The 19625-nt window shown below is 61.5% G+C and carries 15 protein-coding genes, 1 tRNA gene, 1 other RNA gene and 1 pseudogene; 9 read left to right on the top strand and 9 right to left on the bottom strand.

Annotated features, from left to right (window positions below; translation table 11 throughout):
- Nucleotides 1–3 precede the first annotated feature (3 nt).
- Nucleotides 4–1347, bottom strand: coding sequence for a hypothetical protein (locus I6J72_RS10580; protein ID WP_204099148.1), 1344 nt, complete (start codon nt 1345–1347; stop codon nt 4–6).
- A 53-nt stretch (nt 1348–1400) separates the two neighbouring features.
- On the opposite strand from I6J72_RS10580, the gene gluQRS reads away from it, so the two are divergent.
- A complete protein-coding gene (gluQRS, locus tag I6J72_RS10575) occupies nt 1401–2342 on the top strand; it encodes a tRNA glutamyl-Q(34) synthetase GluQRS (protein ID WP_204099147.1) in 942 nt (313 codons plus the stop codon).
- Nucleotides 2343–2353: 11 nt separating this feature from the next.
- Nucleotides 2354–2689, top strand: a complete 336-nt coding sequence (locus I6J72_RS10570) for a hypothetical protein (RefSeq protein ID WP_204099146.1) — start codon at nt 2354–2356, stop codon at nt 2687–2689.
- 302 nt (nt 2690–2991) lie between these two features.
- Here the strand turns inward: I6J72_RS10570 and I6J72_RS10565 are convergent.
- Nucleotides 2992–3080, bottom strand: a tRNA-Ser gene (locus I6J72_RS10565).
- Nucleotides 3081–3246: 166 nt separating this feature from the next.
- Here I6J72_RS10565 and ffs point away from each other — a divergent pair.
- The 6 genes from ffs to recR all read left to right on the top strand — a co-directional run bounded on the left by ffs (nt 3247) and on the right by recR (nt 9101).
- Nucleotides 3247–3345: signal recognition particle sRNA small type (ffs, locus tag I6J72_RS10560), an RNA gene on the top strand.
- 86 nt (nt 3346–3431) lie between these two features.
- Nucleotides 3432–4703: an aminotransferase class I/II-fold pyridoxal phosphate-dependent enzyme gene (locus tag I6J72_RS10555; RefSeq protein WP_204099145.1), complete on the top strand. Its 1272-nt coding sequence runs from the start codon at nt 3432–3434 to the stop codon at nt 4701–4703.
- A 4-nt stretch (nt 4704–4707) separates the two neighbouring features.
- A complete protein-coding gene (locus I6J72_RS10550; RefSeq protein WP_204100506.1) occupies nt 4708–5268 on the top strand; it encodes a suppressor of fused domain protein in 561 nt (186 codons plus the stop codon).
- Nucleotides 5269–5338: 70 nt separating this feature from the next.
- Complete coding sequence (locus I6J72_RS10545; RefSeq protein WP_204099144.1) at nt 5339–7891, top strand: DNA polymerase III subunit gamma and tau; 2553 nt, start codon at nt 5339–5341, stop codon at nt 7889–7891.
- 57 nt (nt 7892–7948) lie between these two features.
- Nucleotides 7949–8329 (top strand): YbaB/EbfC family nucleoid-associated protein, encoded by a 381-nt coding sequence (locus I6J72_RS10540; RefSeq protein ID WP_039673213.1) that lies wholly within the window; start codon nt 7949–7951, stop codon nt 8327–8329.
- Between the two features lie 115 nt (nt 8330–8444).
- Nucleotides 8445–9101, top strand: a complete 657-nt coding sequence (gene recR, locus I6J72_RS10535; RefSeq protein WP_039673215.1) for a recombination mediator RecR — start codon at nt 8445–8447, stop codon at nt 9099–9101.
- Here the strand turns inward: recR and I6J72_RS10530 are convergent.
- From I6J72_RS10530 to leuA, 6 genes and pseudogenes are all read right to left on the bottom strand, one after another.
- Nucleotides 9098–9877 (bottom strand): type 1 glutamine amidotransferase, encoded by a 780-nt coding sequence (locus I6J72_RS10530; protein ID WP_204099143.1) that lies wholly within the window; start codon nt 9875–9877, stop codon nt 9098–9100. The genes recR and I6J72_RS10530 overlap by 4 nt on opposite strands.
- Nucleotides 9870–11156, bottom strand: a complete 1287-nt coding sequence (locus I6J72_RS10525) for a MurT ligase domain-containing protein (protein WP_204099142.1) — start codon at nt 11154–11156, stop codon at nt 9870–9872. The genes I6J72_RS10530 and I6J72_RS10525 overlap by 8 nt, the downstream gene beginning before the upstream one ends.
- Nucleotides 11157–11557: 401 nt before the next feature.
- Nucleotides 11558–12739 (bottom strand): annotated as a pseudogene (locus I6J72_RS10520) (DNA polymerase III subunit epsilon); the annotation flags it as partial.
- A gap of 112 nt (nt 12740–12851) precedes the next feature.
- Entirely contained in the window at nt 12852–14117 is a 1266-nt protein-coding gene (locus I6J72_RS10515) for a hypothetical protein (RefSeq protein ID WP_204099140.1), read from the bottom strand.
- Nucleotides 14060–15037 carry a hypothetical protein gene (locus I6J72_RS10510; RefSeq protein ID WP_204099139.1) on the bottom strand — a complete coding sequence of 326 codons (978 nt, stop codon included), beginning with the start codon at nt 15035–15037 and terminating at the stop codon, nt 14060–14062. The genes I6J72_RS10515 and I6J72_RS10510 overlap by 58 nt, the downstream gene beginning before the upstream one ends.
- A 443-nt stretch (nt 15038–15480) precedes the next feature.
- Nucleotides 15481–17295, bottom strand: a complete 1815-nt coding sequence (gene leuA, locus I6J72_RS10505; protein WP_204099138.1) for a 2-isopropylmalate synthase — start codon at nt 17293–17295, stop codon at nt 15481–15483.
- Between the two features lie 238 nt (nt 17296–17533).
- Between leuA and I6J72_RS10500 the strand changes: the two genes are divergently transcribed.
- Nucleotides 17534–18715, top strand: coding sequence for a mannosyltransferase family protein (locus I6J72_RS10500; RefSeq protein ID WP_239107327.1), 1182 nt, complete (start codon nt 17534–17536; stop codon nt 18713–18715).
- An 18-nt stretch (nt 18716–18733) separates the two neighbouring features.
- Here I6J72_RS10500 and I6J72_RS10495 read toward each other — a convergent pair whose 3' ends face one another.
- Nucleotides 18734–19606 carry a DMT family transporter gene (locus tag I6J72_RS10495; RefSeq protein WP_204099137.1) on the bottom strand — a complete coding sequence of 291 codons (873 nt, stop codon included), beginning with the start codon at nt 19604–19606 and terminating at the stop codon, nt 18734–18736.
- Nucleotides 19607–19625 lie beyond the last annotated feature (19 nt).

The raw sequence follows: 19625 nt of genomic DNA, 5'->3' as shown, positions 1-19625 counted from the left end.
GCCTTAGGCCTTCTTGCGCAGCTCCTCCAGCGCGCGCGTATTGCCAGCAGCGTCGAAGAGGTTGTAGGCGAAGTGGTACATGTTCCGCGCGCGTTCGGCTACGTTGCCGGCTGCATAGCGGTCACCGAGGAGTTCGGCTACTTCCGCCAGCGCGCTTTGCTCAGTCGGGGTGGTGGCGGCGGATGCGGTGTGCTTCTCCAAGAAATCAAGCAGAACCTGCGTGGACTTGAACATGTCCTCTGCCTGCGTGCGCAAGCTCTCGGAGTAAAGCACCGTCCACTTGGCGGCCACCGGTAGGCTCTTCAGCTTTGTAGAATCCACATAACGGGAGGCCAGAATGTCATAGGCCTCTTGGGGATCATTGGGGAGAACATGCAGGTTTACCCGCTTGAGGATGGCTTGCAGTTCGTTGTCGACATCACCGAGGCGGGCGTACTCCCGCTCGGCTGCCTCCAAACATGCGAGGCGCTGGGCTTTATCACCGCTTGAGTTGGCTGCGGCATCGCTGTAAAAGCGCGCCAGCATCGCCGGTGGCAGCTGCTGGTATTCCTCCTCGCGGCGGGCATTTGACAGGATGGCAAAGGACTGCGCGGCTACACGGGAACAGTCGTCCTGCGAGTCAGATGCCCAGAGAGCACCGACAGCGGATTCAAGGATGACCGTGAGGGCGTCCACAAACGAGGTTTCGGAGCCATCAAAATTCCCGGAGGTCACCGCATCATTGATGGTGACAAACTCAGCGGCGTGAGCTTTCGCATCGCCGTTCTTGGCCGCGTCAAGGCGCGTGCGCAGTTCAGCAAGTGAGGACGGGCTGCTATCCCCACCAGAGGCAGCAGACGCAGCCGAAGAATCGGCAACGGGCTGGGATATTGATGCAGTGACGGCCTCAGAAAAGTCCTTGTGGCTAGCCGCGGTCTGCGCGGCAGCAATCTCATCGAGTACGGAACGGTCCCCCGCAGCAGCGGCCTTGGCGGCGAACTTCTCTGCTTCTTCCTTAAAACCGTTATCCAGCCAGGCGCGTGCCACACGGGCGTAGCCGGTAGCCACCAGATCCGGCTGGCCGGTCAGTACGCCGATGGAGGCAATGGTGAAAGAGTCGTTGGCATCTTCGATGGTGCCGGCGGCCTGGCGGAGAGTCTCGCGGGCTTCCAGGTAGAGAGCAGCGGGATGCGCATCTTCGATGCTGCCCAGGAAAGAATCCTTCGCGATGACCCGGTTAATTTGCTTGTCAATGTGCGCTGACTCCGTAGTGGGCAGCGTCAGACCAGAGCTCTGGGAGCGCGCATAGGCCAGCATGCGCTCGGCGTCGGCGGAATCAAGCAGGGGATAGGTCGCGTCAGAAGCCATGGGGGCGATTCTAGTGGAGGACTCGCCTCCGCGCGGCCCCTAGACTGGACTGCATGGATTCTCTTTCTCCCGCCGGCCGCTATGCCCCGAGCCCGTCTGGTGATTTGCACCTAGGCAACCTTCGTACGGCGCTCCTCGCCTGGCTCTATGCGCGCAGTAGCGGACGGCGTTTCCTCGTTCGCGTGGAAGACATTGATACGCAGCGTTCCTCGCGCGAATCGGCTAGGCGCCAGCTGGAGGATCTCGCGACCTTGGGCCTGGACTGGGACGGGGAGGTTATCTACCAGCAGGATCGCTACGCCGCCTACGAGGAAGCCTTGGCACAGCTGCCCACCTACGAGTGCTACTGCTCGCGCAAGGACATCCAGGAAGCCTCCCGCGCGCCGCATGCAATTCCGGGGCAGTACCCGGGGACGTGCCGCGCGCTTGGCGACGACGAACGGGCCGCCAAACGCGCCGAACTCGCCGCCCAGAACCGCGTGCCAGCCATACGCCTGCGAGCCGACGCCTCCTCCTTCACCATTCACGACGCTCTCGCCGGCGAGTACACCGGCGAGGTGGATGACTTCATCCTGCGTCGCGGCGGCCAGCCGCCAGCTGACCCGAACCAGGGAATGGACTGGGCCTATAACCTGGCGGTTGTCGTTGACGATGCCTTCCAAGGCGTGGATCAGGTTGTGCGCGGTGATGATCTCCTCTCCTCCGCCCCACGCCAGGCCTATCTCGCGCACCTTTTGGGCTTTCCGGACCCAGAGTTCGTCCACGTGCCGCTCGTTCTCAACTCTGAGGGAGTGCGCCTTTCCAAGCGCGATGGGGCAGTGACCCTGCGTCAACTGCTCGCCGAACCAGGGAGAGAGGTGGGTGATATCATCCGCCTGCTCGCGCGCTCGCTGGGCTACGACACCGAAGAACTGTACACGCCTACGGATCTTCTCAAGCGCTTTAAACCCGATAAGCTTTCGCGTGAACCCTATGTCTGGGATGGAACGGTGTAGATCGGAGGAGCATGGACGCCTATGAGTACGCCCAGCTGGAAGACAGCCTGGATTACCTCTATGACTTCTTCGACACGGATCTAGAAGAACGCGTGCGCGCTGGGCGTGAGCTCCTGCCAGAAGGCATGGAAGACATCTTGGGTGACCATACCTTGGAAGACTACGTCTGGCTGTGGATCAAAGAACCTGGTCTTCACGGCTTCCGCCAGTACCTACGTGATGGTGGCTATGACGAGGCCGAGGTGGAAGAGGCTTTTCTGCTTGCCCGCACGGAATGGGGAATGAACACCCCGCCGCACGTGGAGTGGCTCAAGGAAGACGGTTTCGAGGCCCCCAAGTTCGAGTAGGGGCGGTTGACCATGGGCGTTCGATGGAGGCGCCCAGCTCGAGTGCCCAGCAGTAAAGAAACCAAAGGATTGGCACCTTATGCGAAATCTAGCATTCAACCACCTGCGGTTTTACGTGCTCAGCCCCGCAAATGGTGCCTTTACTTTGGTTCCTTTGCCCAAAAGGCTCAAGCCTCGCCCGCCCTCTTACCGGCTAGGCCCGGATTGACGGGCGGTCAACACCGACTCCGGCGCAGGCGCTAGACGCAGAATGCGAAAAATCCCGGTTCACAGCGTGATGCCGGTGAACCGGGATTTCCCAGTGGCGGAGGATAGGGGATTTGAACCCCTGAGGGATGTGACTCCCGCACGCGTTCCAGGCGTGTGACATAGGCCGCTAGTCGAATCCTCCGCTGGAAAACATTACATGAGCCCCCTAATGAAGCAAAATCGCCAGGTCAGCGCGAAAAACTTGGGGACGGGAGGCGGTAGAGAGGAAACCGGGCTGGGAGTCAGGGCGGGAGCTGGGTGGCGAGGTCGTGGTTTGGCGTCGGCAAGCACGGCACGCTAGGCTAGACCCCAGGATTCCGCGTGGCGTCCATCCTCTGAACTCCCCCAGGGCAGGAATGCAGCAAGGGTCAGGAGGCTCTGGCGGGTGCGCGGGGTCCCCTTTTTTATTTATATGTGGCCTTGCACACGGGGGAAGCGTGCGGCAGTTACTATGGGTGCCATCTGTCCGCCACATGTCCCGGAAGGAAGAGGGATGTCGCTTTCCAATCTCGACGCATCCGAGCTCAAGGAGCTTGCTGCTGAAGTACGCAAGGATTACGAGGCTCTCAAGGCCGAGGGTCTCAACCTAGATTTGACTCGCGGTAAGCCGTCCAAGGCTCAGCTGGACCTGTCCAACGATTTGCTCGTGCTGCCAGGCCGCGGCCACTACACCGATGCTGCTGGCAATGACCTGCGCAACTACGGAAACCAGAAGGGCATCAAGGAGCTGCGTGACCTCTGGGGTGAGCTCACCAACATGGAGCCGGAACTGCTCGTTGCTGCGGATTCTTCGTCGCTCAACATTATGTATGACTTGATCCACTTGTCGTACACGTTTGGCAATAACAGTTCTGAACAGCCGTGGAGCAAGGAAGAGACCATCAAGTGGATCTGCCCAACTCCGGGGTATGACCGCCACTTCACCATTACGGAGTCCTTTGGCTTCGAGCTGTTGTCGGTACCGATGGAAGAGGACGGCCCGGATATTGACGCCGTCGAGGAGTTGGCGAAGGACCCGCAGGTCAAGGGCATGTGGGTAGTGCCGATGTTCTCCAACCCGACGGGTGCTGTTATCTCCGAGGAAAAGACCCGCCGCCTTGCTGCGATGGAGACGGGTGCATCAGACTTCCGCATCGTGTGGGACAACGCCTACGCCGTGCACACTCTTACCGAGGACTTCCCAGAGGTTCTGCCGATTCTGGAGATTGCGGAGCAGGAAGGTAACCCGGACCGTTTCTGGGCCATGTCTTCGTCGTCGAAGATCACTTTCGCCGGTTCTGGTGTGAGCTTCTTCGGCTCCTCTGAGGACAACCTTGAGTGGTACCTCGAGCATGCAGGTATTCGCGGCATTGGTCCGAACAAGATCAACCAGTTGGCGCACTACGAGTTCTTCAGTTCCGCTGAGGGCGTGCGCGCGATTATGCGCCGTCACGCTGCACTGTTGGCACCGAAGTTTGAGTCCATCCTGCGTATCCTGGACAAGCGCCTGACTCAGTACGACATCGCGGAGTGGACTCAGCCCAAGGGCGGCTACTTCATTTCCCTGAACGTGCCAGATGGCACTGCTACTCGCGTGTGGGAGCTGGCTCGTGATGCCGGCATCCTCCTCACCCAGGCAGGCTCCGCCTTCCCCTATGGCGAGGACGCCAAAGACCACAACATCCGCCTGGCTCCGTCCCTGCCGCCGCAGGAAGAGGTAGAGGCCGCGATGGATGGCGTGGCTACCTGTGTCCTGCTGGCTGCCGTGGAGAAGCTGGGGGCATAAGGCCATCAACGCTGACGAGACGGCCTATTGGCTCGATGGCGTCATCCCCGTTGACCTCGAGTTCAAAAACATTGAGGGGCACCGCGTGGGCTTAGCCGTGCTTGACGACGATCAATCGCTCGCCGTCACCTGCGACTTCGCCGACGTGGATACGGGGTTGGCCCACGCGGAGCAGGGTATCGATGTTCGTTGCGAGCTTCTCGCCGTTGCTCGCACTGGCCAAGCAGAGGTGGCTGCCGCTGTGAGCGCCGCGTCCAGCCTCCTGACAAAGGCCGCCGGCGTTCTGCCGGCGCAGCCGGGCCTCCTGTTACCGAATCTCTTTGGTGAGAACGATGAGCGCTTCGCGCACCTGTCAGTGCGCCACGGCATGCTCATCGCTCCTTACCTGTGGGGCGGGCAGACCCCACAAGTCGCGGAGGATAAGCGCCTGACGTTGGTGTGTCAGCTGCTCATGCTGACTGATGCCGAATATGCCTTCGCAGTTGATGAAGGTGTACCGGCCCTGCAGAACGCAGTGGCGGAGCATGGCATCGATCTGTTGGACTGGCAGCGCTCAGAGAGCTGAATCATCGCCCCACTCGTGGGGCTTCCATGCGTGATCCGCGTGTCCGGGCAAGGCGCTAGACTGACTAACCGTGGCTCTTTACCGGAAATATCGTCCAGCAACGTTCGCGGAAGTGGTAGGCCAAGAGCAGGTCACCACGCCGTTGTCCGCCGCCCTCGACGCGGGGCGCATTAACCATGCGTACCTCTTTTCCGGCCCGCGTGGCTGCGGAAAGACATCGTCGGCACGCATCATGGCGCGCTCGCTCAACTGCGAGCAGGGCCCCACATCCACGCCGTGTGGTGTGTGCGATTCCTGTGTTTCCCTAGCCCCTGGCGGCCCCGGCAACCTGGACGTGACAGAGCTTGACGCCGCCTCCCACAATGGTGTGGAGGACATGCGTGAACTGCGCGATCGCGCCTACTACGCGCCAGCCGAATCGCGCTATCGCATCTTCATCATCGATGAGGCGCACATGATTTCCGCCTCCGGCGCCAATGCCTTGCTGAAGGTGGTTGAGGAACCACCGGAGCACGTTATCTTTATCTTCGCCACGACGGAGCCGGAAAAGATTATCGGCACCATTCGTTCGCGTACCCACCACTATCCTTTCCGCCTGCTGACCCCGCCGGCTATGAAGGGCCTGTTGGAACGCACCGTAGCTTCAGAAAATGTTCACGTGGATGACACCGTCTACCCCATGGTGATCCAGGCTGGTGGCGGTTCTCCCCGTGATACCTTGTCCATTTTGGATCAGCTCCTTGCGGGTGCTGGCCCCGATGGCCTGACCTACGACGTTGCACGTCCGTTACTTGGCGTGACGGACCTTGGGTTGCTTGATAACACCGTGGAAGCCTTGGCCAACCAGGACAAGGCTGGGTTGTTCAGGCTGGTCGATGATGTCATTGAAGCCGGCCACGAGCCGCGCCGCTTCGCCATTGACCTGCTCGATCGCCTGCGTGACCTCATGATCATCCAGGCCGTGCCTTCCGCCTTGGAGGAGGGCCTTGTGTCCGCGCCGACTGACCGCGGGGAGATCCTTACTGCCCAGGCCCAACGTTTCTCCGGCCCGCAGTTGGCCTACTTGGCAGAGACCGTTAACGAACGCGTGTCCTCACTGCGCGGTGCTACCTCTCCACGCTTGCTTCTGGAGATTCTTTGCGCCCACCTCATTGTGGGCACAGCCCCGGCTGCTGCCGCTGCCGGTCAGGTTCCTGCAGCCACGCAACCAGCTTTGGGCGCATCCTCCGGCGCCCCCGCTACTGGTGGCCAGTCCGGAGCTCAGGGCCAAGGCCCGGGCGCTGCAGCGACCCAGCGCCCGCAGTCTGCAGTATCTAGTGCCCAGGACCCTGCCGCCGCTGCTGCCGCCATCATTGCGCAGCGCCGCAGCCGCCAGGCAGCGAAGCAGAACGCTCAGCAGCAGGAGCAGCAACAGCCACAGCGCGAGCAGTCGACGCCACAGCAAGAACAGCAGCCACAGCGAGGTCCCGCACAGGAGCACCAAGCACACCAAGCACCAGCTCAATCCACCCCCGAGAAGCCGCGTGCTGAGCAGCAGTCCGAGCAGCAATCGGCACAGCAGCCTGAGCGTGAGCCAGTGCAGCCTCAGCAGACGCAGCCGCAGCATGCTCAGCAACAGCAAGAGCAGCGACAGGACACCTCACAGCAGGATCCAGCTAGTGACATCCGCTCTCGCTGGTCTGACCTGCGTGCCACCATTGGCCACCGCAACAAGGTCGCGGAAATTATGCTTGCTGAAGCTCGCGTCCTGGGCGTGCGCGACGACACCCTCGTCCTTGGCCACACCACGGGTGCTCTGGCAGAGCGCATCAATTCGCCGGGTACCAACGAGGTCATCGTCGCGGTCCTCAAGGAGGAGCTCAACCGCGAGCTCAAGGTGGAGTGTGTCATTGGTACTGACCCCAAGGCCCACGGCTTCACTGTGGAGAAACCCGTCCAGCGTACTCAGTGGAACCCCAACCAACCCCAGCGTGAGGCTTCCGAGCCTGAAGAGGAGGCAGAGAGTTCGGAGACGCCTAGCTCCACCGAAACCTCTGATTCTGGCCAAGCGGAAGCGAGTGAGCAGCCGGCCACCACTGACACGTGGGGCGCACCGCGCCGCATCGGGGGACAGGAACCGTCTTCGTCTGACACGGCGGAGCAAACCCAGCCGACGCCGCGGCAGCAAGAGCCGACACCGCAGCGACAGGAGACACCTCAGCGCGGTGCGACAGTGCCCCCAAAGAGGGAGGCCCGTGGCAGCCAATGGCGAACACGCATTGCTCAAGCGAGTCAGGTAGCAGCCCAACGCGATGAGGAGTTTGCCAAGGTTCCGCAGTTCGGAAACGGTGTTCCGTTGCCGCCGGAGCCAGGTCCGGATGAGGGTGAGTACGAGGCGCCACCGGAGGAATACGCGCCGCCGGCGGGAGCGGATGGAGCGCCGGAAAGTGCAGGGCACAGGCCTGAAACGCCGTCGCAGCAAGCTCCGCAGCAGGCTCCTGAACCGCAGCCGGAGTACTCGCGCGCTGACGAGGAACGCGACATGATGGAAGCCGCGCAAAACGCCGGCGAGATGGATCATCGCAACGCCACGGAAGTTGCCATGGAGCTTCTCGCACAAGAGCTAGGGGCGCGGCGACTATAGCGCGGCATCTGTACACTTGTCGCGTAGTGAAAATAACCGTGTGAAAGGACTTTTAGCATGACTGAGAACGACCCGATGCAGCAGGCCAACGACATGAACGACATCCTGGCGCAGGCTGCCCGTGTCCAGGCTGAACTGCAGAAGGCACAGGAAGAAATCCTGGCCGCCACCGTGGAGGGCACCGCAGGTAATGGCCTGGTGAAGGTCACCATGACCGGTGGCGCTGAGCTGCAGGACATCACCATTGATAAGTCCGTGGTGGACCCAGAAGACATTGAGACTCTGCAGGACCTCATCGTGGGTGCCTTCAAGGAGGCTCACGCTGCTGCCGGCCGTCTTGCACAGGAGAAGATCGGCCCGCTGTCTCAGGGCATGGGCCAGTCCCAGCAGAACTACGATGGTCCGTCCATCCAGGATGTCTTCGGCGGCAACCAGTAAGTCGCGCGATACACTAAAAGGCCGTTGTTGCTCTCCTTTGTGGGGAGAGCAAGGCGGCCTTTTGTGTACCCGTGCCCACTCTGGGTTCGGGATTATGAAGTAAGGGGAGCATCGCGTGTTTGAAGGACCACTGCAGGATCTCATTGATGAGTTCTCGCGCCTGCCCGGAATCGGGCCGAAATCAGCACAGCGCATCGCTTTCCACGTGCTGCATCAGGATCCGGAGGACATCGACCGGCTGCAGAAAGCCCTCGGCGCTGTGCGCGATGGCGTGACCTTCTGCCGAATCTGCTGCAATATTTCCCGCGAAGAAGTGTGCCGCATCTGTATCAACTCACAACGCGATGCTTCCACCATCTGTGTGGTGGAAGAACCGAAGGACATTCAGGTTATCGAGCGCACTGGCGAGTATGAGGGTCGCTATCACGTGCTCGGCGGTGCGCTGGACCCGCTGGCGAATGTGGGGCCGAAGGACCTCAATATCTCGCAGTTGCTGCAGCGCCTCGGCGGCGTGCTGCCGGACCGCGAGCTTGCGGATTCCACTCCGGAAGAGCCGCTGTACGACGACACCCCGGAAATCACCGAGGTCATCCTCGCTACTGACCCGAACACTGAGGGCGAGGCTACTGCCGCTTATCTCGTTCGCCTTCTCCGGGATTTCCCCGGGCTGAAGATCACGCGATTGGCTTCAGGTATGCCGTTGGGAGGCGACCTCGAGTTCGTTGATGAGCTGACGCTTTCGCGTGCTTTGAGCGGCCGCCTAACGGTTTAGCGCTGCGAGCGCGGCGGCTCGGAGGCGTTGAAGCGCTCGGTGCGCAGGCGCTCGATGGCGGGGATGTCGAGCGGTACGAGCTCACTGAGGGCAACGCCCATGGCTTTGGCCAGCAGGAGATCTGCCAGCTGTGGATTGCGGGCGAGTACTGGGCCGTGCATGTAGGTGGCGATGACGCTGCCCTGAACGGCGCCCTCGGCGGCGCGCTGGGCAGTAGTGTCGGACAAGTCGTAGGTGGCAGCGGTATCAGCATTGCCGGTGCCGCGAGTCAGGGTGCCCAAAGGCTGGGCGGCCGGGCCCAAGATGGTCGCGCCCATGTGGTTCTCAAAACCGGTGAGTGGCTCGGTGAGCTCGGCGGTGATGCCCGCCTTGGTGGGCTCGGAGGCCACTTCGCCGATGGCGCGCTCGGACAGGGAGGCGGTGGTGGCGTCGAGAAGCCCCACGCCGTCCACGACGCGGCCAGACGCCCGGAAAGATTCGCCGAGTACCTGCAGACCTGCACAGATAGCCATAATTGGACGGCCGTTAGCGGCCGCACGAGTGAGGCCGCCGTCAGAAATAAGGTGCTCAGCCGCGAGGATCTGCGCAGTGTCCTCGCCACCGCCGAGGGTGTAGACGTCGAGCGAATCCGGCACCGGCTCACCCAACTTGATGGGCACAATCTCTGCCTCGTAGCCGCGCATGCGAGCGCGCTGGCGCAATACGAGTGCATTGCCATCATCGCCGTAGGTGCCCAGCACGTCCGGCAGGATGAGGCCAATCTTAAGGCTAGTCATTGGAGTGCTCCTTTACTGCGGCGGTGAGTGCCTTCTTGAGGTCGCGGAAGGCGGTGTAGTTGGCCAGTACCTCGATGTGGCCTTCGGGGCAGGACTGAATGGCGGTCAGGGGGTCGTCGATAAGCTCATGCGAGATGTCCGCATAGACCAGACGCACCGCGAGGTCCGTCCCGCGCTCACCGGAGGCTTTAACCGGGATGTCCTCGAAGTCCTCAAAGCGCACGTCCCACAGCCAGGACATATCGATGCCGTCAGCCACGTGGCCATTGGTGGCGATGACCAGGCCATCGGCGTCACGGTCCACCATGGACAGGGCCTCTTGCCAGCCGGCCGGGTTCTTGGCTAGGAGCAGGCGAATCGTGCGCTTGCCCAGCGTGATGGTGGAGTAGCGCCCGGCCACATCATCCACGCCCTCAGCGGCGGCGATGGCCTTGTGGCGGTCGACGCCGAAGGCTTCTACCGCGGCGGCGACGGCTTGGGCGGCGTTGCCACGGTTGGCACGGCCGGGAAGGGAAAGACGCAGCTTATCGACGCCCTCCGGACTCACCAAGCCTTCCTCCGTGACGGCCCAGGTGGGGGTGGGGCGGCGGAACTCGCGGCCGTCGGCAAGCTGCTTGACCGCGTGCCAGTCCTCGCCATCACGCACAATGTGGCCACCGGTGCGCGGGCACGTTACGGACTCGCCCATCCAGCCGGCACCTGCGGAGACCCAGATGACGTTCGGCGCGTCATAGGCCACCGAGGTCATGAGGACGTCATCGCAGTTGGCGATGACGAGCATGTCCGGGTGGGCCTCCACGGCGCCGCGGAGAGCACGCTCAATCTTGTTGATTTCGCCCACGCGGTCGAGCTGGTCACGGGAGAGGTTGAGCAAGATCAGCGCGGTGGGGTCGAGGTTATCGGCTACGTGCGGGACATGCAGCTCGTCAACCTCAAGGACGAGGTGGGAGGCTTCCTTGCCCGCGAGAAGCGCGGAGATAATGCCGGCGTCCATGTTGTCACCGCCGTCGTTGGTAGCCACGCTGTGCTCAGTGCGCACAGCTGCCGCCACCATGCGGGTAGTGGTGGATTTACCGTTCGTTCCGGTCACCAAGACGGCCGGGCGCTTCTTGGCCAGGTTCTGCATGATGGTGGGGTCGATGGCACCTGCGATGAGGCCGCCAATCATTCCGCCGGCGCCGCGGCCAGTGGCGCGCGAGGCGGTGGTGGCCAGCGAGGCGGCAGTCGTTGCCACCGCGGTACGCGCCGAGCTCAGCGCGTTTCGGAAGTTAAAATTCATGTTCCCCAGGGTAGTCGGGGAGGCTAGTTATCTGTGGTGCGGGAGCGGTTGTGTCCCGAGTTTTGCTGGTTCTGCTGGTGCTGGTTGCCGTTGCCGCGCCGACCGCGTCCACCGCGGCGCCGGCGCCGACGTCCATTGTTGTTACTACCCTTGTTGGAGCCGCCCTTGGCGTTGTTCTTATTCGGGGAACCGTTGTTGCCGGAATCGTCCTGAGTGTTCTTGTGGTTCTGGCCCTGGTTGGCGTTGTTCTTTGAGCCTTGACCGTGGTGGGAGGATTTCCGGCGGGAGCGGCGGCGATTCTTGTTGTGGGAGGAGCGGTTGCGGTTGTTCTGTCCGCCAGAGCCACCCTGGTTGCCGTGGTTGCCGCCGTGAGCAGTGCTGGAGCCGCTGGTTTTGTCTGTTTCTTCCGGCTCCTGAGCGTCCTCAATGCGCTCAAGTGCAGCGAGGAAAGCAGTATCGGACATCAGTGGAATGTCCTTGCGGTGAGCGTGCATAGGCTTGCCCACGAGGTCCGTGGTGATATTGCAGACCACCAGGGAGGTTTCCCGCGTGAGCTTTTCAGAGTAGTTAAGCTCCTCACGGGTAAGTGCCGCGATGATGGTGTCGGGGTCCTCAGTGATTTCTGGGGCAACCACGATTTCCATGCCGCGGATGAGCTCCTTGCCCGGAACGTATGGGCCGGGGTTGTGGTGCTGGCGGGGAGCTTCGGCGGCATCGACACGTACATGAGAGCGCTGCAGCCCGAAGCGGTCTGCGCGCAGATCCTCTGGGGAGGCTGAGCTTAGCGTGCCCGTACGTTGTGCGCGGTAGAGCTCTACGAGGAGGCGGGTGGCCTCACGGGAGGTGTCCTTTTCCGTGCGTTGGGCGCGCTCCACGGTGGCCTTGGGGGAAGGTGCGTTGAGGCCCGTATCGCGAGCGACGGCGGCGAGGCGAATGTCGGTGCCCCACACTCCCTGGCGGCGGGCGGTGGCAAGCGTATCGATAATGCTGACCGGGGCCGGGACGTGGCCTACCTTGACGCGGCGGCGACGTCCTTTGTTGTTGCGGTTCCGATTGCGCGCGCGGTTCTGGCGGGCAGCTGCGGTCATGGCGCGGCGAGCCTCCGCCACGATGAATCCCCAGGTGTAGGTGGTGTCGTGGACAATGAGTGTGCGGCCGTCGATGAGTCTGTCCAGCGGTTTGAGCAAGGAGGAAAAGGCTTGGCCGGCCTTGATCTCCTCTGGGCTTAGGCCATGCAGGTGACGCGGTCCCGGGTCGCCATCGGGATTGATGACTGCGTGGAATTCTTGGCCGACCTCCCCTGCGTCATTGAGCGTTAGCGCATCGACGGTGAGCAATCGGCCCGTCGAGGGATGAATGCCGGTGGTCTGGACGGTGAGCGCCACGTAGGGGAATGCCGCGAGGGCTTCCTCGCGCGCCGTGTCCCTAGAGTGCTTGGAACCAGCATGCTTGGAATCAGTGTGTTTGGAATCCCGCGTGTTCGGGGAGTCGTTTGCCCCGCTGGTGTCCTTCGGGGACGGGGACGTGTCGGTGGATGTGGGGCGTGGGCCGGGCTTGGGGGCGCCAGTGCTTGGCGACGCCACAGCTGCCGCTACCTCAGCGCTCTTGTGCGCTGTGGGCTCGGTGGGGCTGGGTGTCGTCGTCATTGTTCACAGTTTAGTACTCCGTCCCGCGGAACCAGGCAAGGGCACACTCTTAGCGATTGTGCAGGGCCGGTGCCCGTCCGTTTTCCCGTTCCATCTTCTTGAGCTGGCCCGGAGGGATGTGCGAGTTGCGCTTGTTCTTTTCTCGTTCATCCCGTTCTTCAGGGGACGTGGTGGGCTCAGTAGCTTCCGCTTCTGGGAGTGGCTCGACGCTTGGCTCTGCGCTCGGCGTCGTGCTTGGCTCCACGCTCGGCTTGTCTTCTGCTGCGAGTTCGTCCTTTGGTTCGAGCTCTGCCTCCGGTTCAAGCTCTGCCTCGGAAGTCGCGGAAGGTTCTGTCTCCGTCACGGGAGCGGGGTCAGTGGGGTCAGTAGGTTCTTGAGGTTCGGTGCTTTCCGTTTCCGCCTCAGGGGTCGGTTCCTGAGGGATGTCGGGCGTTGTGCCTGGTAGTGGTTCCAACAGCTCAGGCGGAAGGAGCGGAAGGAACGGCAGGAAGGGCACGATAATGAGGTCTTCAATTCGGGGCGAGCGCTCTTGGCCGGCAATTGCGCGGTCTTGGTCCGTTGCGGAGCGATCCTGGCCAATGGGGGAGCGCTCTTCGCCGACGGCTGCACGATCCTGTCCGATAAGGTCGGATGGGGTGGGGTGTGGTGTGCGCGGCTCGTAGGTGGGGTGCGGGTCCGGAAGATAGGGCGGACGTGCTGCCGGGGGCTTCGTAGGAGTAGGTTCAGCCTGGAGCTTAGTTCGCGGCAGTGTGACTGTGTTCTTCGCCGTCGGTGCCGCAGCTGCCGTTGGAGCGGCCTTCGGAGTTGTAGGACGCGGTTTCGGCTTAACCTGGCGCGACGGTGTCGAGCCACTAGCGGCAGTGTCGCGTTCTTCGGAGCGCAGCGGCGAAGAATCAGAATTCGACGTTGAGCGGGTGCGGTTGCTGGGCGAGGGACGGTGCTTTGGTGCTGCGTCGGTGTGTTGTGGTTGCTTGGGAGGTGTGGCGGCCTCGTGGTGTTCGCCGGCGCGGCCAGCACCGCTAGAGCCGCCTAGAGTGTCCGGCTCATCGTCAAGCAGGGGAGAAGGCACATCCCAGACGTGGCCTTGCGTCATGTTCTGGGTGACGTACTTTTCTTGAGACTCCGAGGCGTCCGAACCGTTGCTAGCTTCCGCTTCGTCGGCGTCCTGTGCGTCGGCCGCACGCGGGCTAACAAGAGGGTCTTCGTAGGCCTCCAAGGCAGAGCCGGTGACGATCTCATGGGATGAGCTGAGTGAGACTATTGAGGCGGAAAATTCGCGGTGCCGCCAATGATGATTGCAACGCTGGCGGCGCACGCGAGCTTTAATCCGGTGCTGGCACCAGCGAGCTTGGCGCCAAATCCCGCCTTAGGTGAGGCACCGTCAAGGGAACTGAGCGAAATTGTCGGGGACTCGGAGCCCGCAGAGGTTCCGATGAACGGGGCGGAAGACGTCGCGCCGTGCGCTTCAGAGTGGACAATGGCCGCTGCAGTGCCGGTGGCGGTAGCCGCTGTGATAACTCCCGCGGTGCGCACAGTGGGAACGCTGGTAGGGGCGTCGTGGCCGGCGAAGATAGTGAGCGTTGGTGTGTCACCCTCCATCGAGTAGTACGCGCGCGACACGGCGACAAGACCTTCGTCGTTCACAGTGGCGATGGAATCAGCCAGCCACGTGGCCTCCCCGCGGGGGATGGAAGCAATGTGAACGTTATCGAGGGAGAGCTCAATGTGGCGATGGACAAGGCCGCTCTTGTTATCGACACGCACGAGCAGGTGAGCGGAATGGTCCGGAAGAGCCTCGTGTGCGGCGTCGAAATCGGTGACGTGCAGGGCACTATTACCCTCCAACAATCCCCAGCGCTCAGGCGGAGGGATATTGCTGGGAACGCACAAGCCGGGTTCAGGGAGGAGGACTTCGAAGATGGGGGTCGTATCGTCGTTGCCATCCGTGCTCAGGCCTACCGTTGCCGTAATTTGGGGGCTCAAGCCCGAGCTCATCATCCAATCGAGCTCGCTGTACTCTTCCGATTGCTCGGCGGAGATCATTCCCACCACAGTGTCCTCGTGGCGAACGCGGAAACCTGAGCTCGAGTGGCCGCACAGAGTTACGGTGAGCTGTTGGTTATCGCCTTCTTCCTCCAGAAGGCTGAGGAAGAGGTCTGGGTCAACGTTGCTGACGCTCAGACGGCGGGGATCACCAAAACCCTCGTGGGGGACCAGATAGTTGGTGACCATCATATTGTTCGCCTTTGTGACTGGCTTAGGTCTACAGCCGCGGTTGATGTGGGGTGAGAGAGCACATCAGCGCGGGTAGATAGAACTGAGCCTTAGTCTGAGAGTGTCATTTAAAAATATTAAAAAAGTTTGCAGATTATCGCGCTATGTGGTTAGCCTACAATGCCCGCTGTGCGGCTACAAGCTAGTGTGTCCAGCATAATGTTTCCCCTAGTAACCTAGCAAAAAATCTTGCATTGTTGACATGTGTACAAGTGGTTTTCTTATCTCGGGTGTATATACAATGCGATGACGCCCGGGGATTTCAAAGGGGTAAAGGTGCAATGCCCGTCACGCAATTCGTGAAAAGTGGGGTAGCGTGACGGGCAGTGTGCGTGGAGACTGCAACTAGTGTGTACTAGTTGTAGTTGCGTACGTGGTGCAGCCCTGCGGCTGGTGTGGGGGGACTAGGCGGCGCGGTTGATTGCTGAGGTGATGGCGTTGATGGAAGCGCGAGTGGTGGAGCCAGCGATGCCAGCGCCCCATACCTGGGTACCGTTGACTTCTGCGGCGATGTAGCAGGCAGCCTCAGCATCGTCACCGGACGTGCGGGACTGCTGGGAGTAATCAATGACTTCAAAATCGATGCCAACGTTTTCCAGCGCATTGGCATAAGCAGCGATGGGGCCGTTGCCGCTACCGGAGACGACGTGCTTCTCACCGCTATAGATAATCGAGGCAGTCACCTTGGCGTCCTCCGTTTCCGTCGTTGAGTTATCAACGTGGAAGGTCTCCAGCTCCAGCGGGGTAGTGCGGTCGAGGAACTCGGCGGCAAAGATGTCCCACATGTTCTTGGAGTTGACCTCGCCACCTTCGGCGTCAGTGACGGCTTGGACAACGGAAGAGAACTCTGCCTGCATGGCGCGCGGCATGTTGATGCCGTGGTCGGTCTTCATGATGTAGGCAACGCCACCCTTGCCGGACTGCGAGTTCACGCGGATAACCGCCTGGTAATCGCGGCCCACGTCCTTCGGGTCGATGGGCAGGTACGGAACTTCCCAGGTGGTCTCACGCAGCTCCTCCCACGACACATCGGTGTTGTTTGCGCCGGGGTGCACAACTTGGGCCAGGGCATCCAAGCCCTTGTTGATAGCGTCCTGGTGGGAGCCGGAGAAGGCCGTGAAGACCAGCTCGCCGCCGTAGGGGTGGCGCTCAGGGACACGCAACTGGTTGCAGTACTCCACCGTCTCACGAATCTTGGGCAGGTCGGAGAAATCGATCTGTGGATCCACGCCCTGGGTCAGCATGTTCAGGCCCAAAGTGATGAGGTCGACGTTGCCGGTGCGCTCGCCATTGCCAAACAGGCAGCCCTCAATGCGGTCCGCACCGGCCATGTAGCCTAGCTCCGCAGCGGCGACACCTTCACCGCGGTCATTGTGTGGGTGCAGGGACATGATGATGGAATCACGCTTGGCAAAGTTGCGGTGCATCCATTCGATCTGGTCGGCGTAGACGTTCGGGCTAATCATCTCCACCGTGGACGGCAGGTTGATGATCATGGGGTTTTCCGGAGTTGCCTCCATAATGTCGACGACCGCATCGCAGACCTCGACTGCAAAATCCAACTCGGTGCCGGTAAAGGACTCCGGCGAGTACTCCCATCGCCAGTTGGTGTCCGGGTAGTCCTGAGCGATGGACTTGATGAGCTCTGCAGCATCCGTTGCCAGCTTCTTGATGGCCGGGCGGTCCTTGCGGAAGACCACGCGTCGCTGCAGCTTCGACGTCGAGTTGTAGAAGTGCACAATGACGTTCTTGGCGCCCTCACAGGCCTCAAAAGTGCGGCGGATGAGGTGCTCGCGCGCCTGTACCAAGACCTGAATGGTGACGTCATCGGGGATCTTGTTGCCTTCGATGATTTCGCGTACGAAGTTGAAGTCCGTCTGGGACGCGGAGGGGAAGCCCACCTCAATTTCCTTGTAGCCCATCTTGACCAGCAGGTCGAACATGCGGTGCTTGCGTTCCGGGCTCATCGGATCGATGAGGGCCTGATTGCCGTCACGCAGATCCACCGCGCACCACTGAGGAGCGACGGTGATCGTCTTATCCGGCCAAGTACGGTCGGTCAGTGTGACGGGTTCTACTTCCTGGGCAAAGCTCTGGTAGCGGTTTACTGGCATGGAGGAGCCGCGCTGCTTATTCCAGGCTGGCTGGTTGTCGTTGCGCGGGCCGTTCGGGGTAGTGATGTCACGCGGAGCGGAGATGAAAGAATCGTTGGGGGACATAAGGTGTTCTCTTCCTTGAAAGGTGGTGGCTGTGTGGTGGGGACGGCCAGCTGCAGTGTCAGCATCACTACGCTCCGCGACGGGGCGCTGGCCGTGGAGTCACGAACCTAAATCCCGCCGCGGCTACTAAGGAGAAGGGTGCGCCGCAAAGTCATGTGAGCCACAATACAGGGCTTCCCATACTGTGGCAAGCAATTTCACATGCTGAGATTCGTTCGGGGTGGTTATGATGTCCCACGTGCTTTCAAAGAAAACCGAGCCGATGCCCCCTGAATCTGTCGACACCCCTGCGGGTGGTGTCGCGCTGGACGACGCCTCCCCGCAGCCCCGCAGCGCCTTCATCGTGAGCGCTGTTGCCGTCGCTGTTATTGGGGCAGCGGTGCGTATTGGCGTGCTGAACCTTCTGAGCGCGGTGAATGACAGCGAACTGTGGGACCAACTCTTGGCATGGGATGCCAAGTATTACTTGGAGATTGCGAGTGTTGGCTATTTTGAGGCCGATATCAGTGCTGATGGCCCGGTGTACGAAAAGACGATGGCCTTCTTCCCTGGCTTCCCCATGCTCTTGCGGGCGGTGGGCTGGACAGGGCTTGACCTTGGGATCGCCGCGCTGATCCTCAATACGGTGCTCACTGCGGTCATGGCTGCGGGCGTTATGGTGCTTGCGCGACGGCTCGGCGCTGGTCGCGCCGGGCAGATTGCCGCCGCGGTTGTGGTGACGAGTGCGCCGATGTCCATTGTGTTTTCCATGCCGTATACCGAGGCACTCTTTGGTGCCCTCGTAGTCTGGGGGCTGGTAGCGCTGGATGAGCGTGCGTGGTGGTGGGCCGGTGCCGCGGGCTTCGTGCTGTCGTTGACGCGCTTGACCGCGGTGGATTTCCTTGCCGTATTTGGCCTGTGGGTGCTGCTGTATGGCCGGCGGGAATGGCAGGCCTGGCTAAGCCTTGGTATTGCCGCACTTCCGTTGCCTGCCTATCTCCTGTGGACGCAACGCTACCTAGCGGATGTCGGGGGCTATTTCGGCATTCAGACGAAGCATTGGAACTCGACCTTTGATGGTGGCGCCGCCACTTTGACGTTTGTATGGGACACCCTGACGAAGAATAACGACGTGGGCTACCTGCTGACCGTCCTTGTCATCCTTGGTGCTGTGGTGCTGCTCGTGGCGTCGTGGGGCAAGGCTAACCCAGTGGCGTGGTGGTTTAGTGCCGCGCTCATGGCGAATGTGTTGCTCTCAGACGGAATTTTGCATTCCCGCCCCCGCCTTCTTCTGCCGGCAGCGCTCCTCTTCGTGCCGTGGGTAATCCGTGCGGTCAAGGAACTTCCGGCCCGCATTGCCTGGTCTGGCATTGCAGTGTGGGTGCTGTGGTCGGCATGGTTCTCCGCCTACATGATTGTCGTCTTTGAATGGGCCATTTAGCGCGTTTGAATGGGCCTTTTAGCGCGGCGCTTGGTCTGTACGTTTCGTCGTACCCGTGTTTACCGGGATTCGGGAAAGCACGATGGTGGAGATGATCATGATGACGAGTGAGCCGCCCATAACGCTCCATCCCACGGCGGACTCTACTTGGAATTTCTCGCCCAGCACCCAATAACCCAAGCCAAAGGCCACGATCGGTTCCATGATGGTCATGGCCGGCAAAGAATGCGCCAGAGCGCCGGCATGGAAGGAATACTGCTGGATCACCGTACCGCCGGCTGCCAGCCCGATGAGCGCATAGAGCTCCCAACTCCCCAGCGTTGCCAGGGGACCTTCATTGCCAAAGATGTCTACCACGGCTTTCGCCACGAGTGCCACGTAGCCATACAGAATGCCGCAGGCCGTGCCAAGTGCCAGGGCTGATTCTTCCGGGCGGTTGAAGGCAGCCACGAACAGTGCAACAAGGGCTAGGGCGCCAACGGCGAAGGCGGGCCACCATTGGGACCACGTGGGCGTCGTCAAGCCGGCTGTGGGGCGCCCATACACAACCAGAATGCCCACGGCAATAGTCAATGCCATGCACCACACAACCTCACGGGTAGCCATGGAGCGGCGCGAGTACCAGGCCGCGAGAGGCAGCGTGAACATGAGGGAAAGGACGAGGATGGGCTGCACGATGAGCAACGTGCCGAAGTGAAGCGCAAGGAGCTGCAGGGCGTAGGCGATGACGGCAGCGGCCGTGCCTATCCACCAGAGAGGGGTTCGCAGTGCGGTGCGCATCACGCTGGTGGAGCTGGCGTCCAAAACGATACGGTGGCGTATGACTGTGCCCCAGGCAATGACCAGTGCCGAGGCCAGTGCAAAAGCAACGGCAACCACGTTAGAAAACATCGAGTCCACCCTACCTGGA

Source organism: Corynebacterium sp. FDAARGOS 1242 (assembly GCF_016889985.1).
Classification (GTDB): domain Bacteria; phylum Actinomycetota; class Actinomycetes; order Mycobacteriales; family Mycobacteriaceae; genus Corynebacterium; species Corynebacterium minutissimum_B.
This window is presented reverse-complemented; position numbering and strand designations above follow the sequence as displayed.

What these genes read in the sequence shown, in the direction of transcription:
- leuA (WP_204099138.1), bottom strand. Translation starts at nt 17,295, where the DNA reads ATGTCCCCCAACGATTCTTTCATCTCCGCTCCGCGTGACATCACTACC.
- I6J72_RS10540 (WP_039673213.1), top strand. Translation starts at nt 7,949, where the DNA reads ATGACTGAGAACGACCCGATGCAGCAGGCCAACGACATGAACGACATC.
- I6J72_RS10530 (WP_204099143.1), bottom strand. Translation starts at nt 9,877, where the DNA reads ATGACTAGCCTTAAGATTGGCCTCATCCTGCCGGACGTGCTGGGCACC.
- I6J72_RS10495 (WP_204099137.1), bottom strand. Translation starts at nt 19,606, where the DNA reads ATGTTTTCTAACGTGGTTGCCGTTGCTTTTGCACTGGCCTCGGCACTG.
- I6J72_RS10570 (WP_204099146.1), top strand. Translation starts at nt 2,354, where the DNA reads ATGGACGCCTATGAGTACGCCCAGCTGGAAGACAGCCTGGATTACCTC.
- I6J72_RS10555 (WP_204099145.1), top strand. Translation starts at nt 3,432, where the DNA reads ATGTCGCTTTCCAATCTCGACGCATCCGAGCTCAAGGAGCTTGCTGCT.
- I6J72_RS10510 (WP_204099139.1), bottom strand. Translation starts at nt 15,037, where the DNA reads ATGATGGTCACCAACTATCTGGTCCCCCACGAGGGTTTTGGTGATCCC.
- I6J72_RS10580 (WP_204099148.1), bottom strand. Translation starts at nt 1,347, where the DNA reads ATGGCTTCTGACGCGACCTATCCCCTGCTTGATTCCGCCGACGCCGAG.
- I6J72_RS10525 (WP_204099142.1), bottom strand. Translation starts at nt 11,156, where the DNA reads ATGAATTTTAACTTCCGAAACGCGCTGAGCTCGGCGCGTACCGCGGTG.
- gluQRS (WP_204099147.1), top strand. Translation starts at nt 1,401, where the DNA reads ATGGATTCTCTTTCTCCCGCCGGCCGCTATGCCCCGAGCCCGTCTGGT.